Raw genomic sequence first — 22,666 nt, 5'->3', positions numbered from 1 at the left:
GATCGGCCTTCCAGCGCCGGCCGGGACCGTGGGAGCCGACCGAACCGGGTGGCCCCCGTGCGGGGCCCGTGCCGCCAGGCGGAAGGAACCTCACATGTCCAGTGCGCCGTTGCTCGACCAAGCGGTCTCCGACCAGCTCTACGTGGAGGTCCAGCGGTTCTACGCGGCCCATCTGCAACTCCTCGACGACGGTGAGGCCGAGCGGTGGGCGGCCACCTTCACCGAGGACGGGACCTTCGAGGTGCCGACACTCGGGGAGCCGGTGCGCGGCCGGGCCGCGCTGGCCGCCGCGGTGCGGCACGGCGCGGCCGAACGCGAGGCGGTCGGCGAGGTGCACCGGCACTGGCACGGAATGATCCACGTCGCCGTCCGCGAGGACGGTGCGCTGGACGTCCGCTGCTACGCGCTGGTCTTCGCCTCGCCCAAGGGCGGCCCGTCGACGCTGCACCGGGTGTGCGTGTGCCGGGACGTGCTCGTGCGCGAGGCCGACGGGCTGCGGGTGCGCAGCCGGTACGTCACCCGGGACGACCTGCCGGTGACGTGACCGAGCCGTACCGCGGTCGCCGCAGGAGACGTCGTGTTCGACACGAAGGAGGCCCTGGATGGGGCGTGAACGCATATCCGTTCTGATCGTCGGCGGTGGCTCGGTCGGGCTGGCCGCCGCCGCCTTTCTGGCCGGCCGGGGGGCCCGGCCGGTCGTCGTGGAGCAGCGCGCCGGGCTGTCCGGGCACCCCCGGGCCACGTCGATCGGTCCCCGCGCCTGGGAGGCGCTGCTGAGTACCGGCCGCACCGAGGAGTTCCTCGCGGTCGCCGAGCGGCGCAGCGAGAGCCGTCCGCCGATCAAGGCGCGGACGATCGCCGAGTACGACCCCACCGCGGCCGGCCCGCGGGCGGACGTGTCCCGGGAGTTCCTGGACGCGATCGAGGGCTTCACCCCGGTCGCCGACCTCGGCGGCTGCGGCCAGCACCGGATCGACCCGATCTTGCTGCGAGCGGCCGAGGAGACCGGGGGCGAAGTGCGCTGGCGAACCAGGATGGTGTCGCTGCGTCAGACCGCGCACGGTGTCGCCGTGACCGTCGAGGACACGGCGACCGGACGGACGTCGGTCGTCGAGGCGGAGTACGTGCTGGCCGCCGACGGGTCCGAGAGCGCCGCCCGGGCACAGGCCGGCATCGGCCGCAGCGGGCAGGGTGTCGTCGGCGGCCTTCACGTCAACGTGCTGTTCCGCGCGGACTTGGGCGAACTGATCGCCGGGCGCGGCTTCTTCTCGCCCGCGTTCATCACCCATCCAGAGGCGAGCGGCATGCTGATCGCGCTCGACGAGGGCGACCGCTGGTGCTACCACATCATGGTGCCGCCCGACGGGGACGCCGTACCGGAGGACTACGCCGAGGAGCGCTGCCGGGAGGTGATCCGCACCGGGCTCGGCGTGCCGGACCAGAAGCTGGAGATCCTCGGCATCGCGCCGTGGCGGCCGACGGCGTGGCTCGCGGACCGGTTCCGCGAGCGACGGGTGTTCCTGGTCGGCGACGCGGCCCGCACGCTGCCGCCGGTCGGTGTCTTCGGTCTCACCACCGGCATCTGCGATGCCCACAACCTCGCCTGGAAGCTGGCGGCGGTGCTGAGCGGGGCGGCGGGGACCGGCCTGCTGGACAGCTACGAGGCCGAACGCCGGCCGCGGTCGGCCTTCTTGCTCGACCAGGTGCTGCTGCGGATGCGCCACCCGGAGCTGCACTGGGGCGGAACGCCCGCCGAACGGGCGACGGCCGGGATCATGGAGCACGCCATCGCCCACCTGTGTGACCTGTACGACTCGGCCGCCATCGTCGACCCGCGCACCGAGCCCCTGTCCTTGGTGGACGCCCGGACCAACCTCGACGGCTCGCCCGGCACCCGGGTGCCGCACGTGTGGCTGGAGCGGGACGGGCACCGGCTGTCCACCGTGGAGCTGGCGACCGGTGGTTTCACTCTGCTCGCGGGGCGGGACGGCGGCCCATGGGCCCAGGCCGCGCGGGCGGCCGGGAAGGAGATCGGCGTCCCGGTCACCGCCGTGACGCTCGGGTCGGATCCTGGGCTGCCCGTCGCCGGAGCCCGCTGGGAGGACGTCGCCGGCATCACCGAGCAGGGCGCGCTGCTGGTCCGGCCGGACGGGCAGGTCGCCTGGCGGTGTGCGGGGGCCGGGGCCGATCACGGGCGGCACGTGGAGCGGGTGCTGCGGCGGATCCTCGACCGCTGAGTGCCTTACCGGGACACGGCCGGGGCCCGTACGCCACCGGGGACGGTGGACGTACGGGCCTTGAGGTCCGGGCGCCGGGCGGTGCGGCCCCGCTCAGGCCGGCGCCGCACCCGCCTCTGCGCGGCGCCGACGGGCCTCGAGGCGGACCAGGATGACCGACGGGACCAGGACCGCGGCCGTGATGGCGACGATCCACCAGTGGGTGTGGCCGACGGCGGACGCGGTGTCGGCCGGGGTGTCCGGGGCCGTGGCGATGCGGTGCGCGAGCAGCGCCGTCAACACCGAGGTGCCGCAGGAGCCGCCGATCCGCTGGAGCATGTTGAAGATCGGCATGGCGTGCGGGATCTGGTCCTTGGGCACCATGACCAGGCCCGTGGCCAGCGCCGGTGTGGTGGTGAGGCCGATGCCGCAGCCCCGTACCACCTGGACGGCGGAGAGCCACCAGTAGCTGTCGTGCTCGTCGATCAGTGCCAGCGGGATCGTTCCGACGATGGTGACGACCAGTCCGGTCAGGATCACCCGGGCGCCGCCGATCCGGTCGGTGAACCAGCCGGCCAGCGGCAGTGCGGCCACCGTGCCCAGCGCCAGCGGCGCGGTCAGCAGGCCGGTGTCCACCAGTGACTCGTGCCGGGCCCGGAGGTAGTACTCCGGCAGCACGATCATCGCGCCGAACAGCGCCACGCCCATGCAGAAGATCACCACTGCGGCCGAGGAGAACGCGGCGTCCTTGAAGAGCCGCAGATTGAGCAGCGGGGCGCGGGTGCGCAGGGCGTGTACGGCGAAGCCGGTCAGCAGCAGGGCACCGACGATCACCAGGACCACCGGGAGCGCGCCGGTCGAGCCGCCGCCCTCGCCCAGCTCGGAGACGCCGAACACCAGCGCGGGCAGGCCCGTCGTGATCAGCGCCAGTCCCGGCCAGTCCATCGGCAGCACCTGCCGCTCGGCCTCCCGCGGCAGCCAGCGCAGGCCGGCGGCCAGGCTGATCACCGCGACTGGCACGTTCACCAGGAACATCCACTGCCACCCGAGACCGTCGGCGAGCAGGCTTCCGAAGAGGGTGCCGAGCACCGGGGCCAGGTAGATCGGGATGCTCAGCACGCTCATCATCCGGCCGAGCCGCTTGGGGCCGGCGGCGACGGCGAACAGGATCTGCCCGGCCGGCACCAGCAGCCCGCCCGACAGGCCTTGCAGCACCCGGAACGCGATCAGCGCCTCGATCGAGGTCGCCGCCGCGCACAGCGCCGAGAACGCCCCGAAGAGGGCGACGCACACGAGCCACAGCCGGGCCGCCCCGTACCGCCTGCTCGCCCAGCCGCTCACCGGGATCATCGTGGCCTGCGCGATGAGGTAGCCCGAGGCGATCCACTGGGTCGTGGCCAGCGGGGCTCCCAGCTCTTCGCCGACGCTGCCGAGGGCGACGTTGACCACCGTCGAGGTGAACATCGACATGACGCCGCCCAGCGTCAGGATCACCGACAGGCCCCACAGCGCGGGGGTGATCCGCTCGTCCTCGGACGTCGTCGCCCTGTCCGTCCGTGTCGGTTCGGTCTTCGCCATCCGGTTTCGCCCAGCCCTCTCGACATCGCGCACCTGCGAAGTTGACGTCGCCAAGAAATTAGCGCCGTTAAGATCTTAACGCCGCTAATATTGAGGTCGGCGCGCCGCTTGTCAAGCGCGGCCGGGAGAGATGAGGGTGTACGCATGGTGGTGCGGCGTGAGGGCTACATCCGGGCGGCCCTGGAACTGCTCGACGAGGTCGGGCTGAGCGGACTGACCCTGCGCAAGCTGGGCAGCCGGCTGGGCGTGCAGGGGCCCGCGCTCTACGCGCACTTCCGCAGCAAGCAGGACCTGCTCGACCAGATGGCCGAGGCCATGCTCGACGACGAGCTGGCCCGCCTGGACGAGGCGCAGTACGAGGACTGGTCCGAGTGGCTCGCCGACCGCGCCCGCGTCATCCGCCGCGGCCTGCTGTCTCACCGGGACGGCGCCCGGTTGCACGCGGGGTCGCGGCCGACCGACGACTCCTCGATGCTGCCGCTGATCAAGCCCCTGATGGCGGCCGGTTTCAGCAAACAGGACGCGGTGCACGCGGTGCTATCGGTCAGCCGTTACACCCTCGGCTGCGCGATCGACGAGCAGCAGCGCCCGGACGAGGAGGCACCGGCCGAGTCCGGCGAGGACGCCGAGGCGTCGTTCGAGTTCGGGCTCCGCGCGCTGATCGGCGGTCTGCGGGCCGTCGTCGAGCCGTAGGGGGATGTCTCGGCGATCGTGCCGGGCCCGTAACTGAACCGAAGGCCGGGCCCGGCCACGGCAAGGGGCGGACGCCGTGCGTCCGCCCCCGGGATGCTCCGCCGTCACCCCGTCGGCAACGGCAGCCTGCTCAGCGCCCGCAGGATCGTCAGCGGGCCCTCCACCAGCTGCCGGTACACCTCCGCCGAGGGGGCCGGCCGGCCGGGATCGAGGACGACGGTCCCAGTCGTCGTCACCGTGGACCCCTGTGGCGCCGGGGCGACCAGCCAGTGGCCGGTGTGCTGGGCGAGCCCGTCCGGCAGGGCCAGGGACTTGAAGACGACCTTGTGGGGCGGCAGCAGCAGCCGCGCTGTCCGGCCGGGGTGCGACTCCCCGGCCGCGTCCCGTTCGGTGTATTCGAGGAAGTGCACGCCGGGCGCCTTGTCCTCCGTGCGGGCCCGTATGGCCCCGGGGACGAGCCCGGGCCAGCACTGCGGGTCGGCCAGCACCCGGTAGACCTCGGCCGGATCGGCGGCGACCGACAGGGCACCGGAGAACGACAGTGTCCGGCGGTCCAGCTCGGCGAGGCCCTCCGCGCACTCGGTGAGCCGGGTCAGCTGGACACGGGTCCGGTCGTGGAACACGGCCGCCATGTCCTCGGGGCTCACCCGCGCGTCCTCGGCCAGCTCGAACGCGTGGACGGCCTCGACCCTGGTTCCGCCGTCCGGCCGGGCGTCGAACGACCACGAGCCGCCGAGCCGGGCCACCTCGCCGACGGCACCCTGCTGCTCGAACTCCATGCGCAGCGCGCCCGGATCCAGGTGCCGACGCGACACCCAGGTGCGGATGGTCTCCTGGTCGGTGATGCCCCAGTAGCGCACCACATCGTCATTCCCGTCGCGATCGAGGGGCTCGGTGTGCAGGATCCACGGGAACAGCCGGGGCCAGGTCTCCAGACCGGTCAGCAGCTCGTAGACCGTGCGGGCCGGTGCCGCGACCGCCGCCTCGGCGACGGCCCGCCCGGTCCGCGCCGCGCCGGTCACCGGGCCGTCCCGGCGACGATCATGTGCAGGTAGGCGTTCACCGGGCGGATCTCCTCCACCACGAGGCCCGCCCGCTCGACGAGCGCCAGCAGATCGTCCCGGGTGTGTTTCTTGCCGCCCACGTTGAGCAGCAGGAGCAGGTCCATCGCCGAGGTGAAGCCGGCCTCCGCGCCGGCGTCGACCAGGTTCTCCACGATCACCACCCGGGCGCCCGGACGGGCGTGTTCGACGACGTTGCGCAGGGTGGTCACCGTCGAGTCGTCGTCCCATTCGAGGACGTTCTTGAGCAGATAGAGGTCCGCCTCGACCGGGAGGCCGGCGCGGCAGTCGCCCGCCACCAGCTCGCAGCGCCCGGCCAGCGGACCGTCGCCGGTCAGCCGCGGATCCGGGTCGGCGACGACCGACGGCAGGTCGAACAGTACGCCCCGGACGCCGGGAGCCTTCTCCAGCAGCGCGGCCAGCGTCAGGCCCTGTCCACCCGCCACGTCGACCAGCGTCTCCACCCCGGTGAGGTCGAGCACCGCCGACAGCTGACGCGCCGACAGCGTGCTGGCCTGCGTCATCGCCAGGTCGAACACCCGTGCGGAGTCCGGCGCGTCCTCGTGCAGATAGGCGAAGAAGTCCTTGCCGTGCAGGGCGTGGAAGACGTCGCCGCCGGAGCGGACCGCCTCCTCCAGCCGGGGCCACACCTCCCAGGTCCACGGCTCGGTCGCCCACAAGGCCATGTGCCGCAGGCTGCGCTCGGTGCCGTCACGCAGCAACCGTGAGGTCTCGCTGTGCGAAAAGCGTCCGTCGGCTTCCGCGACGAAGACGCCCCGCTGGGACAGGGCGCGCAGCAGTCGCCGGAGCGCGTGCGGGTCCGTCCCGGTCCGCCGGGCGAGCCACTCGGCGGTGGCGGGCGTGTCGCCCAGCGCGTCGGCGACGCCCAGCCGGGCGGCGGCACGGATCGCGGCGGGCCAGGCCGCGGCGAGGAACAGCTCGCGCAACTCCCGTACGGCCGCGGGCACGGCGGGGACTGTGCTCTGACTGGTCAGCGTCATGACGAACACCTCTCGCGGTGGGTCGGAAGGGGCACGTGCGCGGCCGTCACAGTCCCGCCACGCCGTTCTCCCGGACGACGGTGAAGGGGGCCGGCTCCGCGGAGGCGTGCGCCTTGATCTTCTCGACGCCACGGCGGAAGCCCTCGCCGCTCAGCGCGTGGCGGTGCAGTTCGGCGCTCTCCCACTCGGCCGTCTCGACATATACGTTCGGGTCCTTGGCCGAGCGGTACAGCCGGTGCCGGCGGAAGCCCGGCTGCGCCGACATGTAGGCGTTGATCTCGCCCAGGACGCGCTCGAACTCCTCGGTGTCCCCGGTCACGGTGAACCGGTTGATGAAATGGAACATTCTCGTCCTTCCATGGGTGTGGGGACCGTCAGGGACGGCCGGGATCGGTCAGACGGGCGCGCAGTTCGTGGCGCGGGACCTTCCCGGTCACCGACCGGGGGATTTCCGGCACGAACGACACGCCGTGCAGGTGCTCGTAGTAGGGCAGCCGTGCGTTGACGTACGCGGTCAGCGCGGTCTCCTCGACCCGGGTCCGTATGACCACGAAGGCGTGCGCGACGGCACCGTGCAGTTCGTCGGGGCGGTCCAGCACCACACAGTCGGCGACGGCCGGATGCGTGTGCAGCACGTTCTCTATGTCGCTGGGCGCGACCAGCCAGTTGTCGTGCTTGAACACGTCCTTGATGCGGTCGACGACGAACAGGAAACCGTCCTCGTCGACGCGGCCGACGTCACCGGTGGCGAACCAGCCGTCGGGGCCGATGTCCTCGCCGCGCTCCCGGCCCAGGTAGCCCAGCATCAGCTGCGGGCCGCGCACCTGGATCTCGCCCGTGGCCCCGCGGGGCAGCGCGGCCCCGGTGTCGAGGTCGACGATCCGGCAGTCGGTGCCGGCCGTGAGCACCCCGCACGAACCGGGCCGGGGGCGGTCCAGGTCGCCGAGGTGGGTGGAGGGGGAGGCCTCGGCCAGCCCGTACCCCTGTACCACCGGTGTCCCCAGCCGTTCGGCGAGCAGGCCGGCGGCCCGGGCGGAGAGCGCCGAGCCGCCGGAGAGGACCGCCCGCAGGGTGGGCACCGACACGCCGGGCAGCCGTGGGTCGGCGGCCAGCCGGGCCAGGCGGACCGGCAGGCTGTAGTAGTGGGTCGCGCCCGACCGGGCAGCGGCCCGGAGCGATTCGATCGGGTCCTGGCCCGGGTGCAGCACCAGGGTCGCGGCCGCGGTGACCGCGATGTTCAGGTGCATCGGGTGGAAGACGGGCAGGTGGTCGAAGAGCACGGAGTCGGCGGACAGCCGGTGCGCGTGGGCCGTCTGGGCGGCGTTGACGGTCAGATTGCGGTGACTCAGCCGTACGGCTTTGGCGGGGCCGGTGGTGCCACTGGTGAACTGCAGGCAGGCCAGGGCGTGCCCGTCCGTCAGGTCGTGCGAGACGCCCGACGAGTGGTGTTCCACCAGCTCGTCCAGGGTGGGTGCGTCCTCCCGGCCCGTCTCGCGGTGGGTGAGGACCAGGGCGCGCAGATCGGGCAGGCGGTGACGCAACGCCGTCAGCCGCTGATGGACCCGCGGCGCGACCACCGCGGTGCGTGCCCGGGAGGTACGCAGCTGCTGCACCAGACGGTCGTCCGGCAGCAGCGGGTTGATGATCACGCCGACGCTTCCGGAGCGGGACACCGCGTAGTACGCGACGGGGAAGGCGAGGTCGAGCCGGTTGGTCAGCGCGATCGTCTCGCCGGGCCCGCCCGTGTACGCCCGCAGCGCCGCGGCCAGCGCGGTCACCCGGGAGTCGAGGGCGCTGTAGGTGAGTTCGCCGTCGGGGGAGCGCAGGGCCGACCGGTCGGGGGCCGTGCGTGCCGCCCGGGTGAGCAGGTCGTCGAGGCGGGGTCCGCCCAGCAGCCCGCCGAGGGCCTGGAGCGGCGGGCCGCTGAGGACGTGGTCGTCGGTGCCGGATCCGCTTCCGGCCGTCTCGGCGGTTCCGGTGGACCGGGCGTTCCCGGCAGTTCCCGCGGTCCCGGCGTCGTACGGGCGACCCGATGCCATGTGTGTCCCTTCCGGTAGCCGTCGTTTGCCGCGTCACCACCCTCGGACCTGGCGCTGGAACGGTGGTCCACATCGGGGGGCGGGGACTTCACCGGGGCTGGGCCGGGGGTTCAGCGGCCACGGCGAGGCTGGTGGAAAACACCGGCCGGGAGGAATCCAGTTGGACACGGACACCGTGGAAGTTCTTGTCGTCGGCGCGGGCCCCGTCGGCCTCACCGTCGCGTACGAACTGCGCCGCAGGGGCGTCGGCATACGCGTCGTGGACAGGGCGGGCGGGCCCGCGACCACAAGCCGGGCCACCGCGACCCATGCCCGGACCCTGGAGATCTACGACCAGATGGGGACGCTGGGAGACCTGCTGCCCCGGGGACTGCGCGTCGGCCACTTCTCGATGCATCGGGGCGGCCGGATGCTCGCCCGACTCGGCACCGATTACTCCGAGCTGCCGACCCGCTTCCCCTTCACCCTCCAGGTGGACCAGGTCTTCACCGAGGAGGTGCTGCGCGAAAGGCTGTCCGGGCTGGGCGTGGACGTCGAGTGGGACGCCGAGGTCACCGGGCTGGAGCGGCCGCGGGGAGCCGACGCGGTCGAGGTGCGACTGCGGCACGGGGACGGACGGGTGGAGGAGAGCACCGTGCCCTGGCTCGTCGGTGCGGACGGGGCCCACAGCTTCGTCCGCGCACGGCTCGGCATTCCGCTGCTCGGCGAGTCCACCGAGACCTGGCTCGTCGCCGACGCCGTGCTGGACGTGGACCTGCCCAAGGACAGCCTGCACTGGCTGCACACCGGGCAGGGCACTGTGCTGCTGGTGCCGTTCGCCGCGTCGGGCAAGTGGCGGCTCCTCGACACCGCCGACGTCGACCGCACCGAGGACCCGCAGGCCGTCGCCGAGCGGTTCGCGTCCAAGATCGGCCGGGCGCTGGGCCGTACTGTCAAGGTCTCGCCGCCGAGCTGGGTGTCGGTCTTCACCATCCAGCAGCGGATGGTGGAGACCATGCGCGCCGGACGCTGCTTCGTCGCCGGCGACGCCGCCCACGTCCACAGCCCCGCTTCCGGGCAGGGCCTCAACACGGGTGTCCAGGACGCCTACAACCTGGGCTGGAAGCTGGCGCAGGTGGTGCGCGGCGAGGCGCGGGAGGAACTCCTCGACAGTTACGGGGCCGAGCGCGTGCCCGTCGGGGCGGTGCTGCTGGACTCGACGCGGACCGCGACCGCGCTGATCGCCCTGCGCAACGCCGCCGCACCGGTCCTGCTTCCGCTCGGACTGGGCGTCGTACGGCGGGTGGCGCCGCTGCGTCGCCGGATCGAGCGCAAGATCCTGCGGGGCATGTCGGGACTGGCCCTGCACTACCGCGACAGCCCGCTCACCGACCGCACGCCGCCTGCCGCCGGGGCGCGGGACGTCCTGCCGCGGCCCGGGGACCGGGTGGGCTGTTCGGCCGGGGCTGCACGCACCTCGCCCGGCTGGCGGGCGTTGTGCGAGGAACTGGCCGACCCGCGCTGGCTGTTGCTCGCGTTCGGCGCGGGATCGTCGGGATCGCCGGAGATGAGCGAGGCGTTGACCCGGGTTCAGGAGGACTTCCGTACCGTCCTTTCGGTCCGGTCCGTGACACCGGACGGTCCGGGCTCCCTCCCCGACCCCGACGGTTCACTGCGTGCCGGGCTCGGAGCGATGGTCGGCGAGTACCTGCTGATCCGGCCCGACGGGTATCTCGCCGCACGGGGCCGGCTCGCCGGCAGCGGGACGTTGACGGCCCGGCTGGCCGCGTTCCACCTCGTACCGGGCGGCTCCCGCGTCCTGCCCGGGCAGGCACCGCGATGACGGCGTACGACCGCGACGAGCACCTGAGCGGCAAGGTCGCGCTGGTCACCGGCGGTACCCGTGGTCTGGGCCGGGCGATCGCGCTCCGGCTGCGGGAGGCGGGCTGCCGGGTGGTGGTCTGCCACCGCCGGGACGGGCCGGCCGAGCCCCTCCCGGACGGCGTCACGGCGGTACGCGCGGACGTCACCCGGCCCGGCGAGCTGGTCCCGCTGATCGAGGCGGTCGGCCGCGAGCACGGCCGGCTCGACTTCTTCGTGCACAACGCGGTGGCCTTCCACTCCATGTCGGCGTCCGCCCTGGACGCCTCAGCCTGTGCCCGGGACATGGAGGTCGCCCTCGGGCCGTTCGTCCACGGCATCGCGCCGCTGGCCGGACTGCTGGCGGCCACCCGGGGCCGGATCATCGTGGTCTCCAGTACCGGAGGCAGATCCGTGATCCCGGGATACGTCAGCCTCGGCATGGCCAAGGCGGCTCTGGAGCACCTCGTCCGTCATCTCGCCGTCGAGCTCGCCCCCCGCGGGATCGCCGTCAACGCGGTGGCCGGAGGCAAGCTCGACGAGGGCGGGGGCGCCGACGACGCCGTCAGCGCGCGGGTCGCCGCCCGGACGCCCGTGGGGCGCCTGACCACCCGGGCGGAACTGGCCGACGCGGTGAGCCTGCTGTGCCATCCGCAGGCGGGCGCGCTGCACGGCCAAGTGATCACGGTCGACGGCGGCCTGAGCCTGCTGGCCTGACCGGCCCCATCCACCACAGCGTCCCGAACGCCGACCGAAAGGGGTGCCCCCCCATGCGCATCATCGACCTGTCCACCGCCGTGGACGCCTCCGGCTGGGAGCCGGATCCCGTCAAGCACGAGATCATGTCCCCCGCTGAGGGCGGCAGGCACATGGCCGCGGCCATGGCCTCCGCGTTCGGCATCGAGTTCGACCCGGCCGAACTGCCCGACGGGGAACTGCTGTCGCTGGACACGCTCACCCTCACCAGCCACACCGGCACCCATGTCGACGCGCCCTCGCACTACGGCAGCAAAGCCTCGTACGGTATCCCGAAGCACATCGACCGGATGCCGCTGGACTGGTTCGTCGGCGACGGCGTCCGGTTGGACGTCTCCGACGCGCCGGCCGGCACGATCGGCGTCGACCGGCTCGACCGCGCCTTCGCCGAGATCGGGCACCGCCCCCGGCCGGGCGAGATCGTCCTGCTGCGGACCGGGGCCGACCGGCACGCCGGCAAGCCGGAGTACTTCACCGACTTCACCGGCCTGGACGGGCCCGCCACCGAGCTGCTCCTCGACCTCGGCGTGCGGGTCATCGGCACGGACGCCTTCAGTCTGGACGCGCCCTTCGGGCACATGATCAAGACCTATCGGCGTACCGGCGACAAGAGCGTGCTCTGGCCCGCCCACTTCACCGGCCGGCGGCGCGAGTACTGCCAGATCGAACGGCTCGCCAACCTCGACGCGCTGCCCGCCCCCACCGGCTTCACCGTGCTCTGCCTCCCCGTGAAGATCGTCGGCGCCGGAGCGGGCTGGACCAGAGCCGCCGCGCTCGTACCGGACGCCTGAGCCGTCGAACGCACCGCCCGCACCAGGACGGACCATCCCCGTACTCCCTGAGAGGATCACCATGACCACGACCGACAGCGCGGTGACCAAGCAGGTCCTGCACGAGATCTCCCGCGGATACCTCAAGACCGCTCTGCTGCGCACCGCCATGGAGTTACGCCTGTTCGACGGCGTGGGCGAGGACGGCACCGAGGCCGAGGCGCTCGCCGCCGGGCGCTCGGTGGACCCGCGGGCCCTGCGCATCGTCCTCGACGCCCTGGTAGCCATCGGCCTGCTGCGCCGGGACGCCGGCCGCTACACGCTGCCGCCCGGCGGCCGCGAGTACCTGCTGCCCTCCGGGGAGCACTACTTCGGCGGCGCGGTGCGCCTCGGCGCGAGCGACTGGGAATGGAGTGCGCAGGGGCGGCTGGCCGACGCGGTCCGCAAGGGCGGCACGGTCCTCACCGAGCACTACCTGACCCCGGAACTCGACTACTGGGAGGACTTCGCCGAGCACACGACCTGGTTCAACAACGGCGCCGCCGAGGTCCTCGCCGACCAGCTGGTGCCCTGGGCGCGGGAGCGGGACGCCGTCGACGTCCTGGACGTCGCCGCCAGTCACGGCAGTTACGGCTTCACCTTCGCCCGCCGCGAGCCCCGGGCGAGGATCTGGTGCCTGGACTGGCCCAACGTCCTGCCGTACACCCGGCGCAACGCCGAACGCCTCGGGCTCGCCGACCGGGTGCACCTCGTCCCGGGCGACATGTTCACGGTGCCGCTCACCGGGCCGTACGACCTGGTGCTGGTCACCAATGTGCTGCACCACTTCGCCGAGGAGACCGCCGTACGACTGCTGACCCGGCTGTCCGGGGCCGTCAAACCGGGCGGGCGGATCGCGGTGGTCGGACACACCTTCCGCGAGGGCGAGGACCCGGCCCGCAACCCGATGCCCTTCCTGTTCTCGGTCAGCATGCTGGCGCAGACCCTCGACGGCGAGACGCACTCCGTCGAGGCCTACGAGCGAATGCTGGCGGCGAGCGGCTTCAGCGGCACTCGGATGTACACCGGACAGAAGGCGCAGCACACGGTGTTCCTCGCGGAGAAGGCATGATGCCCGCCGACGCGGCCGACCGCCGCGTCGTCATCACCGGCCTCGGTGTGGTGGCGCCCGGCGGCACCGGCGTGAAGGAGTTCTGGAGCCTGCTCGCGGAAGGCCGTACGGCGACCCGGCGGATCACCTTCTTCGACCCGTCGCCATTCCGTTCCCGCGTGGCCGCGGAGATCGACTTCGATCCCGAAGAGCACGGTCTCGGTCCGCAGGAGATACGGCGGATGGACCGGGCCGCGCAGTTCGCCGTGGTCGCCGCGCGGGAGGCGCTGGCCGATAGCGGGCTGCCGGGAGGGGACGGCGACCCGGGCCGTACGGGGGTGACCGTCGGCAGCGCGGTCGGCGCGACCATGAGCCTCGACCAGGAGTACCGGGTGGTCAGCGACGGCGGCCGGCTGGAGCTGACCGACCACACCTACGCGTCGCCACACCTCTACCAGCACTTCGTACCGAGTTCCTTCGCCGCCGAGGTGGCCTGGCAGGCGGGCGCGGAGGGGCCTGCGACGGTTGTGTCCACCGGCTGCACCTCGGGCCTGGACGCGGTCGGGTACGCGGCGGAGCTGATCCGGGAGGGGTCGGTCGACGGGATGATCGCGGGGGCCACCGACGCACCGGTCTCGCCCATCACCCTGGCCTGCTTCGACGCTATCAGGGCGACCACGCCCCGGGAGGACGACCCCGAGCACGCTTCGCGGCCCTTCGACGCCACCCGCAACGGCTTCGTGCTGGGGGAGGGGGCGGCGTTCTTCGTCCTGGAGGAACTGCAGGGCGCGCTGCGGCGAGGCGCCCGGATCCGCGCCGAGATCGCGGGCTTCGCCTCCCGCTGCAACGCCTTCCACATGACCGGACTGCGCCCGGACGGCGTCGAGATGGCCGAGGCGATTACCAACGCGCTGGACCAGGCCCGGGTGAACCCCGAGGACGTCGACTACGTCAACGCGCACGGCTCCGGCACCCGGCAGAACGACCGGCACGAGACGGCCGCCTTCAAACGCAGCCTCGGCGCGCACGCGTACCGCACCCCCGTCAGCTCCATCAAGTCGATGGTCGGCCACTCCCTCGGTGCGATCGGCTCCATCGAGATCGCCGCTTCGGTGCTGGCCATGGAGCACCATGTGGTGCCGCCGACCGCCAACCTGCACACCCCCGACCCGGAGTGCGACCTGGACTACGTCCCGCTCACCGCGCGCGACTGGCGCACCGACACCGTGCTCACCGTCGGCAGTGGCTTCGGCGGCTTCCAGAGCGCGATGGTGCTGACCCGGCCGGACAGGAGGCGGGCATGAAGGCGCCCGTCGCCGTCACCGGGCTCGGGGTCGCGGCGCCCAACGGGCTGGGCGCCGCCGATTTCTGGGCGGCGTCCCGCGCCGGGAAGAGCGGCATCGGCCGCGTCACCCGCTTCGACGCGAGCGGCTACCCGGCCGGGCTGGCCGGTGAGATCACCGGGTTCGTGGCCGAGGACCATCTCCCGGCCCGGCTGCTGGTGCAGACCGACCGCATGACCCAGGTCGCCCTCGCGGCGGCCCAATGGGCTTTGGACGACGCCCAGATAGAGCCGGACGCCGTGCCGCCGTACGAGGCGGGCGTGGTGACCGCGAGTTCCTCCGGCGGGTTCGAGTTCGGCCAGAACGAGCTGCGCAAGCTGTGGAGCAAGGGCAGCCGGTATGTGAGCGCGTACCAGTCTTTCGCCTGGTTCTACGCCGTCAACACCGGCCAGATCTCGATCCGCCACGGGCTGAAGGGGCCCAGCGGCGTGGTCGTCGGCGACCAGGCCGGCGGTCTGGACGCGCTGGCCCAGGCCCGGCGGCACATCCGCCGGGGCAGTCGGATCATCGTCTCCGGCGCGGTGGACGCGGCGCTGTGCCCCTGGGGCTGGATCGCACAGCTCACCAGCCGGCGCATGAGCACCGCGTCGCGGCCGGACCGGGCGTACCTGCCGTTCGACCCGGCCGCCCGGGGCCACGTGCCGGGCGAGGGCGGCGCGATCCTCGTCCTGGAGGACGCGGCCGCCGCTCGCGCCCGAGGTGTCCGCCGCTACGGCCTGATCGCCGGATACGGCGCCACTTTCGATCCGCCGCCCGGCAGCGGGCGCCCGTCGGTTCTGGAGCGGGCGGTCCGGGTGGCCCTCGCCGACGCGGGCGTGGGGGCCGAGGACGTCGACGTCGTCTTCGCGGACGGCGCGGCCGTGCCCGAACTCGACCGCGAGGAGGCGCGTGCCATCGGGGCCGTGTTCGGCAGGCGGGGAGTGCCGGTCACCGTGCCGAAGACGATGACCGGACGGCTCAACTCCGGGGGCGCCCCGCTGGACGTGGCCGCCGCGCTGCTGGCCATCCGGGACGGCGTCATCCCGCCGACCATGAACGTCTCCCCGGCCCCGCCCCATGGACTGGACCTGGTGACCGACGTTCCGCGTATCGTGCCGGTACGGACCGCGCTCGTCGTCGCCCGCGGTCACGGCGGGTTCAACGCGGCGCTGGTGGTCCGGGCCGCCGACGGGCCATGAGGCCGGAACCACGACACATGCCGAGAGGGGAGCACCATGTCCGAGCAGCAGTTCACCCTTGAAGACCTGGAGCGCGTGCTGCGCTCCGCCGCCGGCGCGGCCGACGGTGGCACGTTCGACGCGGACGCCCTGGACCAGGCGTTCACGGATCTGGGCTACGACTCGTTGAACCTGCTGGAGGCCGTGGCCAAAATCGAGCAGGACTACGGGATCGCCCTGGACGACTCGGTGATCGGCGAGGCCACGACACCGCGGGCCCTGGTACGCGCGGTCAACGAGCAGGGGCGGGCCGGCGCTCCGTGACCTCCGCCAGGCGGCGGGTGAGGACCGGCAGTTGGGTCCGGCGGGTCCACGCCGTCTGCGGCGTTCTCCGCGCCACCGTCGATGAACGGCACATCGCTGCGGGTGGCCTCCACGAGGCTGTCCTCGACCGCCGCCAGCGCGGCCCGCAGATCCGGTTCCCGTGTGTGGTTCCCGACGACGATCACCCCGGGTTTCCCTTCACAGAGTCCGACAGGAGGGGCAGTAATGTCTCATATATCGCTCGGGTTCGGCTCAGGGCTCGGCCGGGACCGTGGCCCGGATCCGGCTTCCCTGCCCCAGGCGGCTGTCCACGAGCAGGGTGCCGCCCACCTCCCGGGCCCGTTCGCGCATCGACAGCAGCCCCAGATGGCCGGGGAAGGCGCCCTGGGAGTCGAAGCCCACGCCGTCGTCGGCCACGGTCAGCGTGACCGTCCCTTGTAGAGGTGGCCGAGCAGTTCCTCGGTGGCCTCGGAACCGTCGACCGGGGGCGGGGTGCCGTCGAGCACTCCCTGCCAGAACTCGCCGACGAGGTCGACGAGATGCTCGACGAGTCCCTCGTCGCGCTCGGCTCGGTGAATCAGCAGCCGGTTACCGCCGAGCAGGGCGGCGACGTGCGCGTGCCGGTAACCGGTGACAGCGAGGTACCAATGCGTCTGCAACACCGGTCCGTCTGGCACGCCGAGCAACCACTCGTCGAGCTGATACGCGCTACGGGTCTTGATCTCCAACAGGCTGGACGGCTGCGCGTCTTCGTCGAGCACGTACCGGTCGACGTTGGCGAGCATCCAACGGCTCGATGTGCGCGAGCATGCCCGGACCCGTGACAACGGTGAGGCCGGACCGCTCGGAGAACACGCGGGCGATCGTCGGCTCGTGCGCCAGTCCCCAGAACGCAGCCTCGGCGAGTTCAGGATTCTGCGGGCGATCGAGTGGCAGCTCGCCGCGTTTGTCGAGGTAGATCTCGTGCGCCGAGGTGTACTTGCTCATCCCGAGAACTGCGGCGATATCAGGGCCGCCGACTCCCGCACGCCGCACGGTGAGTCACTGTTCGCGGTCGAGGTTCGGCGGGGCGCCGGCGCGGCCGACGGTGGCACGTTCGACGCGGACGCCCTGGACCAGGTGTTCACGGATCTGGGCTACGACTCGTTGAACCTGCTGGCGGCCGTGGTGGCCGGACGGCTCTGGAGCGGGTGACACGCCTTGACACTCGGCCAGTCGCCGAAACGCTTTGACCTGCATGTTCTGTGCTTCCGTGGCACTGGCTGACACCCCCCAACATGAACGATCTTGAGCTCGTAATGCGCCCCGACTCAGCTGCATGGGCGACCCAGGCCCGCCTGCTGGCTCCCATGCTCATCCCACGCCTAAACATTGAAATCGGCGGCGAAACACTGACAACGATCCGTCTTCTCCCGCTGCCCCGCCTGAAGCCGTCGGCCAAGGCAGCCCCCTGCGTTCCGGCGCCACAGCCGACGCCTCGGTGGGCACGCCGCTCCAAGACGAGGCTGTACAGCCGCCCGCCAAGGGCACCCCTGCCTCCAGACCTGGCGCTGCTGGCGGCGGCCGAGAGACAGAGCCGACAGGCCACTCGCGAGCCCGAACACCTCTTCCCCGGCCTCCGCAGCGGACCGGTGCTGCCCGTGGACCGGACGCGCGCCCGTGCTCTCCTGCGAGCCCGGGCGCAGCGCCAGCCCTCGGAGTGAAGCATCCGAACGCGGCACAACAGTAAGTCACCACCCCGCTACGCTTGCCGGGTTGGCATGCGCGGGGCCGCGTGCTCCGTCGGCGAGAGGAGGTTCACATGGGAGAGGACGAGACCGAACCGGTCCGACAGCCCAGCGATTTACATGCGGAGAAAGCGTCCTGCGCGCGATGCTCCGCTCTGCCGAAGCGATCGCGGACATCGTGGAACTCCTGCACGGCCGCGACTTCTACCGCCCCGCACACGAGCTGATCTACAACACCATCCTCGACCTCTACGCCCGCGGCGAGCCCGCCGACCCCATCACGGTCGCCGCACAGGCCGAGATCTTCGCGGCCACCACCCGCCACCGCGACGGCCTCCCGCCCTCCTACTCCCTCGGCGAGGTCATGGAGGAAACCCTCGACGAAATCGAGGCTATCGGCAGCCGCAACGGCCCACTCCCCGGCATACCCACCGGCTTCACCGACCTCGACTCTCTGACCGGCGGCCTGCACCCAGGACAGCTGGTCGTCATCGCCGCACGCCCCGCGATGGGCAAAACCACGCTCGCCCTGGACTTCCTGCGCTCCGCCACCATCCAGCACAACCTCCCCGGCGCGCTCTTCACCCGCGAAACCCGACGGACCGACATCTCCATGCAGCTGCTGGCCACCGAAGCAGCAGCGCCTCGGCGGCCTTCCGCGGGTCGCCGAGCTGGTTGCCGCTGGCCGCCATCCGTGCCTCGTGGATCGGTGTGAACAGCGCGTCGTAGTCGGCGATGGTCCGCTCCGCGCGGGTCATCGACCGGCCCGCCCAGTCCGTACGGAACGAGCCGGGCTCGACGGCCGTGACATGGATGCCGAACGCGGCGACCTCCTTACGGATGCTCTCGAGCATGCCCTCCAGCGCGAACTTGCTGCCGCAGTAGGCCGACATCCCGGGCACCGCCATCAGACCGCCCATGGAGGTCACCGCCATCAGGTGGCCCGCGCGGCGCTCGCGCATATGGGGGAGGACGGCTTGAAGTGTCGCGGCGGCCCCGTACACATTGGTCTCGAACTGTGCCCGGGCCGCCGACAGCGGTGTCTCCTCGAAGATCCCCTCCAGGCCGTACCCGGCGTTGGCGATGGCCACATCGAGCGGGCCGACGGCCGCCTCCACCTCGTCGATTTGGCGTGGAGGGCCGTCCGTGTGGCGCGCTTGCCCCGGAGCAAGGGGCTCGTGAACCTAGGGTCGGCAGCCCCCTGGCTACCTCTGTGCGCGGCGCAAATGCTGAAACCGGTGGCGCCTACCCGGCTCCCCGGGGCGACCGGCCGACCAGGGCTGACTCGCCCCGTAACCACGGCGGGAGGCCGGATGTGCCCGCGCGTACCACTGGCCCGCCCCGACCGATTGCTTCTTTCGTCCCTTCCAGGAGACAGTCATGCGTGTTATCACCCAGCACACCGTCGGCGGCCCGTCGGTACTCGAGATGGTCGAGGTGGACCGCCCGGAGCCGGGCTACGGGCAGGTGCTGATCAAGACTCGCGCGATCGGGGTCAACCCGGTTGACGGGCACGTGCGCTCGGGGGAGTTGCCGATGCTCGGTGAGCCGCCGTTCACCGTGGGCTGGGACATCGCCGGGACCGTCGAGGCCGCCGGGCCCGGTGTGTCGGCCTTTGCTCCCGGCGACGAGGTGCTGGGCATGCTCGCGCTTCCGGGGGCGGGCAGCACCTACGCCGAGTACGTCCTCGCCTCGGTCAACGAGATCGTCCACAAGCCCGCCGGGCTCACCATGGAGCAGGCGGCCGGTCTGCCGATGGCCGGCCTCACCGCCTGGCAGAGCCTGGTCGGCCTCGCCCGGATCCAGCCGGGGCAGCGTGTGCTGGCGCACCGGGCCGCGGGCGGGGTGGGCCACCTGGCCGTGCAGATCGCCAAGGCCCGCGGCGCCCACGTGATCGGTACGGCGAGCGCGGCCAAGCACGATCTGCTGCGCCGCCTGGGGGTGGACCAGCCGGTCGACTACCGCTCCCAGGACTTCACCGAGGTCGGCCCGGTGGATGTGGTGTTCGATCTGCTCGGAGGGGAGTACGGCGAACGTTCCGCTCGCATCGTCACTCCAGGTGGGGTGCTGGTCAGCGCGTATCCCCAGGACACCGGCGTCACTCCCGAACTGATCGCAGAGCTCGGCATCCGGCACGCCCTCACCATCGTCAGCCCCTCCGCGCCCGACCTGGCTCAGCTGGTGGCTCTCGTGGCGGCCGGACGGCTCACCGTCCATGTCGACCAGGTGCTGCCACTGGCCGAGGCCGTCAAGGCACACGAGATCATCGCTTCGGGCACGGTCACCGGCAAGCTCGTCCTGATGCCCTGATGCCCTGATGCTCTGATGTCCTGATGTCCTGATGTCCTGACGCCCTGACGCGAGACGTCGCGCGGTGCCGGTACCGGGAGCGCGCCTGTCCGCTCGCGGCCTTGCGCCCGCGACGGTACCGGCGGCCCTCACCGGTGCCGGGAGGGCCGCTGCTTCTCCGCCGACCACCATGGCCGCCGGGCATCCGTCCGCGGCCCCACGCCCGCCCTCCACGAGGGCCGAACCGCAAGGAAAACCTCACTGTGCGTGCTCTGGAAGTCACCACCTTCGGAACCCCCGGCGTACTGCGTCTGCTCGACCGTCCGGACCCCGAGCCCCGCCCCGGCGCGGTGCGGGTCCGTATGCACGCCACCGTCGTCAACCCGGTCGACTCCTGGATACGCCGGGGCACCATGGCCCACCGCACCCCGAACCTGTCGTTCCCGTTCACGCTCGGCTTCGACATCGCGGGCACCGTGCTGGACGACACCCACGGGTTCACCGCCGGGCAACGCGTGATCGGGCTCTACCCGTGGCTCGTCGAGGGCACAGGAAAGGGAGCGAACGCCGAGATCGTCCATGCCGACCCGCGCTGGCTGGCACCGCTGCCTCCGTCCCTGGACTGGGCGGCGGCCGCCACGGTCCCGCTCAACTCGCTGACCGCCCGCCAGTCGCTTGATCTGCTGGGCGGTGCCCCCGGCGAGACAGTCCTGATCACCGGCGCGAGTGGTGCCGTGGGCAGCTTCGCCGCCCAACTCGCCGCGGCCGATGGTGCCAAGGTCGTGGCGGTGGCGTCGGCTGACGATCAGGCGTACGTCTCCGCCCTCGGCGTCCAGCACGTGCTGCCCCGCGACGAACCGCAACGACTCGTCGACGCCGTCCGCAAGATCGCACCGAACGGCGTCGACCGGGCGTTCGACGCCGCCCTCATCGGCGCGCCGCTGCTCGGTGCCGTGCGCGACGGCGGCGGTTTCGTCTCGGCCGTCGAGGCCGTCGCCCCCGCTTCGGAGCGCGGCATCACCGTGACCGGCGTGCACGCCAAGCCGAACGCCACCCAGCTGACCGACCTCATCCGCCGCGTCGCGGCCGGAGAACTCACCACCCGGATCGCCGACGTCCTGCCCATTGAACACGGCGCGGAGGCGCACCGCCGCCTCGAAGCGGGCGGTCTGCGCGGCAAGCTGGTTCTGACTTTCTGACCGCCGTGGCACACAAGCGTCCCCGCGCCACGACGTAGGTTCTCCCGCGCTCCCGCGCATCCACTGCCGCGCCTGATGTGCCGCCGGTACCCGCCCGTGCACGCAGGCGGGTGTGAACCGCGCTGACACCGGCGCTTGCGACGTACCGCGACTGCTGGCGGCGAGCACGTCCCGCCGCCAGCGGTCGCGGTGTGTCCGTGCCATCAGGGGGCGGTGCTGCTGGGCCTTCTTCGGTGGCCGGGTGGCGGCCATGTGTGTAGCCGAATTTCCGTCCTCACTGGGAGGCTGCTCGGTGGGAAGGCGGGGGACATGGCCGGTGCTGTCACAGCCTTCGAACAGCTGCTGGCCGACGAGCTGCGGGTCCTCGGCCCCGACCACCCAAGCACCCTCAGCGCGCAAGCAGACCTCGCGACCTATCGTGGGGAGGCGGGGGATGCGGCGGGTGCTGCTGCGGCCTATGCCGAATTGAACGAACACACGTTACGGGTACTTGGCCCGGACCACCCCCCTGACCTTCACCATCCAAACCAAATTCTGCCGGTTAGCGGAGGTGGAGGACCGGGTGGGCGCTGCCGCTGTTTTGGTGCAGTCGCTGGCCGGCACGAAACGGGTGCTGGGTCTCGACCACCCCGACACCGTCGCCCTCCGAGCCAGCATCGCCGGGCTACGCCGCAAGGTGAAGGATGCGGATAACCCGGCCGCCTACGAGCCCGCCTCGCGTACTCGCTATCCGCCCTCACCACCTGCTGTGGAAGGCAGGGCGCCGAAACGAAGCTGACGCGAGGACAGTTCGCCGATGGCTCGCGGAGAATCCGCTCCCACCTGATTCTCATAATTGACCAGTTGCGAGAGTTCTGCGAGAACCCCGGAGCCGATCACGTTTCCCCAGGTCGCCATTTGCAGAAGCCCTCTCAAAACTCGGGCATTGTGCGAGACAGTTCTGACACACTTCCCAGGTGAACCTGACGCCCGATGAAGCAGCAAACGCGGCAGAGCACAACGAGTATCCGAAATGTGAGCCGGGAGCTCGTGCCGCGCCCGGAGCGGGAAGACCGCGACGAAGTACCACACCGCCCGCTTCATCCTCGTCCCCGCGTTCCGCGAGGAGCTGGAAGTCCTCGTGCCGAGGACCGCGGCCCGGGGCGGTCGTGGAAGCCAGGCCCGCCCGTCGAGCAGGCCCCGGCGCCGCCAGTCGCCAGGCCCATCCGGATCGGGTACGCGCCTCGACCGCCCGGCAGTCCCTCGACGCACAACTCGACTCCCTCACCGAGGCCGGAGTGACGCGCATCTTCTCGGAGAAAATCTCCACCCGCGCCACCAGGCGCCCCGAGTTGGAGGCCGCCGTGAAGCTCGCCGGGGAGATCCGCTCCTCCGGCGTTGCCGTCACCCTCGTCGTCCACGAACACAAACGACTCGGCCGCGGCATCGAACTCGCCATGCTCGCCGAGGAGCTAAAGGCAAGCGACGTCGGCCTTGAATTCCTCACCGGGGAGCTCAAAGGCGCGCACGACCCCTCCGGGATCGTGTTCACGGTGCTCGCCGCTGTCCGGCACGGAGCGCGAGTACATCCGCGACCGCACCCTC

General features: G+C 71.9%; 23 protein-coding genes and 3 pseudogenes. 17 read left to right on the top strand and 9 right to left on the bottom strand.

The features are described 5' to 3' along the window. The first annotated feature begins 94 nt into the window (after nt 1-94). Both ACZ6TD_RS01000 and ACZ6TD_RS00995 read left to right on the top strand, forming a co-directional pair. Nucleotides 95-544 carry a nuclear transport factor 2 family protein gene (locus ACZ6TD_RS01000; RefSeq protein WP_471349072.1) on the top strand — a complete coding sequence of 150 codons (450 nt, stop codon included), beginning with the start codon at nt 95-97 and terminating at the stop codon, nt 542-544. A 58-nt stretch (nt 545-602) separates the two neighbouring features. Then, entirely contained in the window at nt 603-2,237 is a 1,635-nt protein-coding gene (locus ACZ6TD_RS00995) for an FAD-dependent monooxygenase (protein ID WP_471349069.1), read from the top strand. 93 nt (nt 2,238-2,330) lie between these two features. Here ACZ6TD_RS00995 and ACZ6TD_RS00990 read toward each other — a convergent pair whose 3' ends face one another. Continuing rightward, nucleotides 2,331-3,794: a DHA2 family efflux MFS transporter permease subunit gene (locus ACZ6TD_RS00990; RefSeq protein WP_471349067.1), complete on the bottom strand. Its 1,464-nt coding sequence runs from the start codon at nt 3,792-3,794 to the stop codon at nt 2,331-2,333. A gap of 144 nt (nt 3,795-3,938) precedes the next feature. Between ACZ6TD_RS00990 and ACZ6TD_RS00985 the strand changes: the two genes are divergently transcribed. Then, entirely contained in the window at nt 3,939-4,487 is a 549-nt protein-coding gene (locus ACZ6TD_RS00985) for a TetR/AcrR family transcriptional regulator C-terminal domain-containing protein (RefSeq protein WP_471349064.1), read from the top strand. Nucleotides 4,488-4,591: 104 nt separating this feature from the next. Here the strand turns inward: ACZ6TD_RS00985 and ACZ6TD_RS00980 are convergent, their stop codons facing one another. Genes ACZ6TD_RS00980 through ACZ6TD_RS00965 form a run of 4 tightly spaced genes read right to left on the bottom strand, consistent with a single transcriptional unit; the run spans nt 4,592 to nt 8,588 of the window. Further along, nucleotides 4,592-5,509, bottom strand: a complete 918-nt coding sequence (locus tag ACZ6TD_RS00980; protein ID WP_471349060.1) for an SRPBCC family protein — start codon at nt 5,507-5,509, stop codon at nt 4,592-4,594. Then, nucleotides 5,506-6,549, bottom strand: a complete 1,044-nt coding sequence (locus ACZ6TD_RS00975; protein ID WP_471349057.1) for a methyltransferase — start codon at nt 6,547-6,549, stop codon at nt 5,506-5,508. The genes ACZ6TD_RS00980 and ACZ6TD_RS00975 overlap by 4 nt, the downstream gene beginning before the upstream one ends. A 46-nt stretch (nt 6,550-6,595) precedes the next feature. Then, entirely contained in the window at nt 6,596-6,895 is a 300-nt protein-coding gene (locus ACZ6TD_RS00970) for an antibiotic biosynthesis monooxygenase family protein (RefSeq protein WP_471349053.1), read from the bottom strand. Nucleotides 6,896-6,923: 28 nt separating this feature from the next. Then, entirely contained in the window at nt 6,924-8,588 is a 1,665-nt protein-coding gene (locus ACZ6TD_RS00965; protein ID WP_471349050.1) for a class I adenylate-forming enzyme family protein, read from the bottom strand. Nucleotides 8,589-8,748: 160 nt separating this feature from the next. Between ACZ6TD_RS00965 and ACZ6TD_RS00960 the strand changes: the two genes are divergently transcribed. The 7 genes from ACZ6TD_RS00960 (at nt 8,749) to ACZ6TD_RS00930 (ending at nt 15,867) form a co-directional block, all read left to right on the top strand. Continuing rightward, nucleotides 8,749-10,410, top strand: coding sequence for an FAD-dependent oxidoreductase (locus tag ACZ6TD_RS00960; RefSeq protein WP_471349047.1), 1,662 nt, complete (start codon nt 8,749-8,751; stop codon nt 10,408-10,410). Further along, a complete protein-coding gene (locus tag ACZ6TD_RS00955) occupies nt 10,407-11,144 on the top strand; it encodes an SDR family NAD(P)-dependent oxidoreductase (RefSeq protein WP_471349045.1) in 738 nt (245 codons plus the stop codon). Before ACZ6TD_RS00960 ends, ACZ6TD_RS00955 begins: the two co-directional genes overlap by 4 nt. Before the next feature lie 53 nt (nt 11,145-11,197). Beyond that, complete coding sequence (locus ACZ6TD_RS00950; RefSeq protein ID WP_471349044.1) at nt 11,198-11,974, top strand: cyclase family protein; 777 nt, start codon at nt 11,198-11,200, stop codon at nt 11,972-11,974. A gap of 61 nt (nt 11,975-12,035) precedes the next feature. After that, nucleotides 12,036-13,064: a methyltransferase gene (locus ACZ6TD_RS00945; RefSeq protein WP_471349041.1), complete on the top strand. Its 1,029-nt coding sequence runs from the start codon at nt 12,036-12,038 to the stop codon at nt 13,062-13,064. Next, a complete protein-coding gene (locus ACZ6TD_RS00940; protein WP_471349039.1) occupies nt 13,061-14,347 on the top strand; it encodes a beta-ketoacyl-[acyl-carrier-protein] synthase family protein in 1,287 nt (428 codons plus the stop codon). Before ACZ6TD_RS00945 ends, ACZ6TD_RS00940 begins: the two co-directional genes overlap by 4 nt. After that, nucleotides 14,344-15,564 (top strand): ketosynthase chain-length factor, encoded by a 1,221-nt coding sequence (locus tag ACZ6TD_RS00935; RefSeq protein ID WP_471349036.1) that lies wholly within the window; start codon nt 14,344-14,346, stop codon nt 15,562-15,564. Before ACZ6TD_RS00940 ends, ACZ6TD_RS00935 begins: the two co-directional genes overlap by 4 nt. A 36-nt stretch (nt 15,565-15,600) precedes the next feature. Next, nucleotides 15,601-15,867, top strand: coding sequence for an acyl carrier protein (locus tag ACZ6TD_RS00930; protein WP_471349033.1), 267 nt, complete (start codon nt 15,601-15,603; stop codon nt 15,865-15,867). Between the two features lie 252 nt (nt 15,868-16,119). Here the strand turns inward: ACZ6TD_RS00930 and ACZ6TD_RS00925 are convergent, their stop codons facing one another. From ACZ6TD_RS00925 to ACZ6TD_RS00915, 3 genes are read right to left on the bottom strand one after another with little or no spacing between them, the layout of a single operon-like run. Beyond that, entirely contained in the window at nt 16,120-16,284 is a 165-nt protein-coding gene (locus ACZ6TD_RS00925) for a hypothetical protein (RefSeq protein WP_471349030.1), read from the bottom strand. A 2-nt stretch (nt 16,285-16,286) separates the two neighbouring features. Next, nucleotides 16,287-16,652, bottom strand: a complete 366-nt coding sequence (locus tag ACZ6TD_RS00920; protein ID WP_471349027.1) for a hypothetical protein — start codon at nt 16,650-16,652, stop codon at nt 16,287-16,289. Then, nucleotides 16,576-16,854 (bottom strand): YqaJ viral recombinase family protein, encoded by a 279-nt coding sequence (locus ACZ6TD_RS00915; protein ID WP_471349024.1) that lies wholly within the window; start codon nt 16,852-16,854, stop codon nt 16,576-16,578. The genes ACZ6TD_RS00920 and ACZ6TD_RS00915 overlap by 77 nt, the downstream gene beginning before the upstream one ends. On the opposite strand from ACZ6TD_RS00915, the gene ACZ6TD_RS00910 reads away from it, so the two are divergent. The 3 genes and pseudogenes from ACZ6TD_RS00910 to ACZ6TD_RS00900 all read left to right on the top strand — a co-directional run. Next, nucleotides 16,831-17,061, top strand: coding sequence for a hypothetical protein (locus tag ACZ6TD_RS00910; protein WP_471349022.1), 231 nt, complete (start codon nt 16,831-16,833; stop codon nt 17,059-17,061). The genes ACZ6TD_RS00915 and ACZ6TD_RS00910 overlap by 24 nt on opposite strands. A gap of 83 nt (nt 17,062-17,144) precedes the next feature. Next, nucleotides 17,145-17,570 (top strand): DciA family protein, encoded by a 426-nt coding sequence (locus tag ACZ6TD_RS00905; RefSeq protein WP_471349019.1) that lies wholly within the window; start codon nt 17,145-17,147, stop codon nt 17,568-17,570. Nucleotides 17,571-17,622: 52 nt separating this feature from the next. Further along, nucleotides 17,623-18,231 (top strand): annotated as a pseudogene (locus ACZ6TD_RS00900) (DnaB-like helicase C-terminal domain-containing protein); the annotation flags it as partial. Here ACZ6TD_RS00900 and ACZ6TD_RS00895 read toward each other — a convergent pair. Beyond that, nucleotides 18,230-18,721: pseudogene (locus ACZ6TD_RS00895) on the bottom strand (SDR family NAD(P)-dependent oxidoreductase); the annotation flags it as partial. The pseudogenes ACZ6TD_RS00900 and ACZ6TD_RS00895 overlap by 2 nt on opposite strands. 253 nt (nt 18,722-18,974) lie before the next feature. Between ACZ6TD_RS00895 and ACZ6TD_RS00890 the strand changes: the two are divergent. From ACZ6TD_RS00890 to ACZ6TD_RS00875, 4 genes and pseudogenes are all read left to right on the top strand, one after another. Next, nucleotides 18,975-19,904 (top strand): NADP-dependent oxidoreductase, encoded by a 930-nt coding sequence (locus ACZ6TD_RS00890; RefSeq protein ID WP_471349017.1) that lies wholly within the window; start codon nt 18,975-18,977, stop codon nt 19,902-19,904. Nucleotides 19,905-20,146: 242 nt separating this feature from the next. Further along, a complete protein-coding gene (locus tag ACZ6TD_RS00885; protein ID WP_471349014.1) occupies nt 20,147-21,082 on the top strand; it encodes an NADP-dependent oxidoreductase in 936 nt (311 codons plus the stop codon). Between the two features lie 490 nt (nt 21,083-21,572). Further along, nucleotides 21,573-21,860: a hypothetical protein gene (locus ACZ6TD_RS00880; protein ID WP_471349011.1), complete on the top strand. Its 288-nt coding sequence runs from the start codon at nt 21,573-21,575 to the stop codon at nt 21,858-21,860. Between the two features lie 178 nt (nt 21,861-22,038). Then, nucleotides 22,039-22,572, top strand: a pseudogene (locus tag ACZ6TD_RS00875) (recombinase family protein); the annotation flags it as partial. Between the last annotated feature and the right edge of the window lie 94 nt (nt 22,573-22,666).

It is taken from the genome of Streptomyces yongxingensis, assembly GCF_055597465.1.
The sequence above is the reverse complement of the archived record's forward strand: the minus strand, read 5'-3'. Positions and strand labels throughout refer to the sequence as shown.

What these genes read in the sequence shown, in the direction of transcription:
- ACZ6TD_RS00950 (WP_471349044.1), top strand. Translation starts at nt 11,198, where the DNA reads ATGCGCATCATCGACCTGTCCACCGCCGTGGACGCCTCCGGCTGGGAG.
- ACZ6TD_RS00930 (WP_471349033.1), top strand. Translation starts at nt 15,601, where the DNA reads ATGTCCGAGCAGCAGTTCACCCTTGAAGACCTGGAGCGCGTGCTGCGC.
- ACZ6TD_RS00970 (WP_471349053.1), bottom strand. Translation starts at nt 6,895, where the DNA reads ATGTTCCATTTCATCAACCGGTTCACCGTGACCGGGGACACCGAGGAG.
- ACZ6TD_RS00940 (WP_471349039.1), top strand. Translation starts at nt 13,061, where the DNA reads ATGATGCCCGCCGACGCGGCCGACCGCCGCGTCGTCATCACCGGCCTC.
- ACZ6TD_RS01000 (WP_471349072.1), top strand. Translation starts at nt 95, where the DNA reads ATGTCCAGTGCGCCGTTGCTCGACCAAGCGGTCTCCGACCAGCTCTAC.
- ACZ6TD_RS00890 (WP_471349017.1), top strand. Translation starts at nt 18,975, where the DNA reads ATGCGTGTTATCACCCAGCACACCGTCGGCGGCCCGTCGGTACTCGAG.
- ACZ6TD_RS00975 (WP_471349057.1), bottom strand. Translation starts at nt 6,549, where the DNA reads ATGACGCTGACCAGTCAGAGCACAGTCCCCGCCGTGCCCGCGGCCGTA.
- ACZ6TD_RS00915 (WP_471349024.1), bottom strand. Translation starts at nt 16,854, where the DNA reads ATGAGCAAGTACACCTCGGCGCACGAGATCTACCTCGACAAACGCGGC.
- ACZ6TD_RS00995 (WP_471349069.1), top strand. Translation starts at nt 603, where the DNA reads ATGGGGCGTGAACGCATATCCGTTCTGATCGTCGGCGGTGGCTCGGTC.
- ACZ6TD_RS00905 (WP_471349019.1), top strand. Translation starts at nt 17,145, where the DNA reads ATGAACGATCTTGAGCTCGTAATGCGCCCCGACTCAGCTGCATGGGCG.
- ACZ6TD_RS00945 (WP_471349041.1), top strand. Translation starts at nt 12,036, where the DNA reads ATGACCACGACCGACAGCGCGGTGACCAAGCAGGTCCTGCACGAGATC.
- ACZ6TD_RS00965 (WP_471349050.1), bottom strand. Translation starts at nt 8,588, where the DNA reads ATGGCATCGGGTCGCCCGTACGACGCCGGGACCGCGGGAACTGCCGGG.
- ACZ6TD_RS00985 (WP_471349064.1), top strand. Translation starts at nt 3,939, where the DNA reads ATGGTGGTGCGGCGTGAGGGCTACATCCGGGCGGCCCTGGAACTGCTC.
- ACZ6TD_RS00920 (WP_471349027.1), bottom strand. Translation starts at nt 16,652, where the DNA reads ATGCTCGCCAACGTCGACCGGTACGTGCTCGACGAAGACGCGCAGCCG.
- ACZ6TD_RS00935 (WP_471349036.1), top strand. Translation starts at nt 14,344, where the DNA reads ATGAAGGCGCCCGTCGCCGTCACCGGGCTCGGGGTCGCGGCGCCCAAC.
- ACZ6TD_RS00990 (WP_471349067.1), bottom strand. Translation starts at nt 3,794, where the DNA reads ATGGCGAAGACCGAACCGACACGGACGGACAGGGCGACGACGTCCGAG.
- ACZ6TD_RS00955 (WP_471349045.1), top strand. Translation starts at nt 10,407, where the DNA reads ATGACGGCGTACGACCGCGACGAGCACCTGAGCGGCAAGGTCGCGCTG.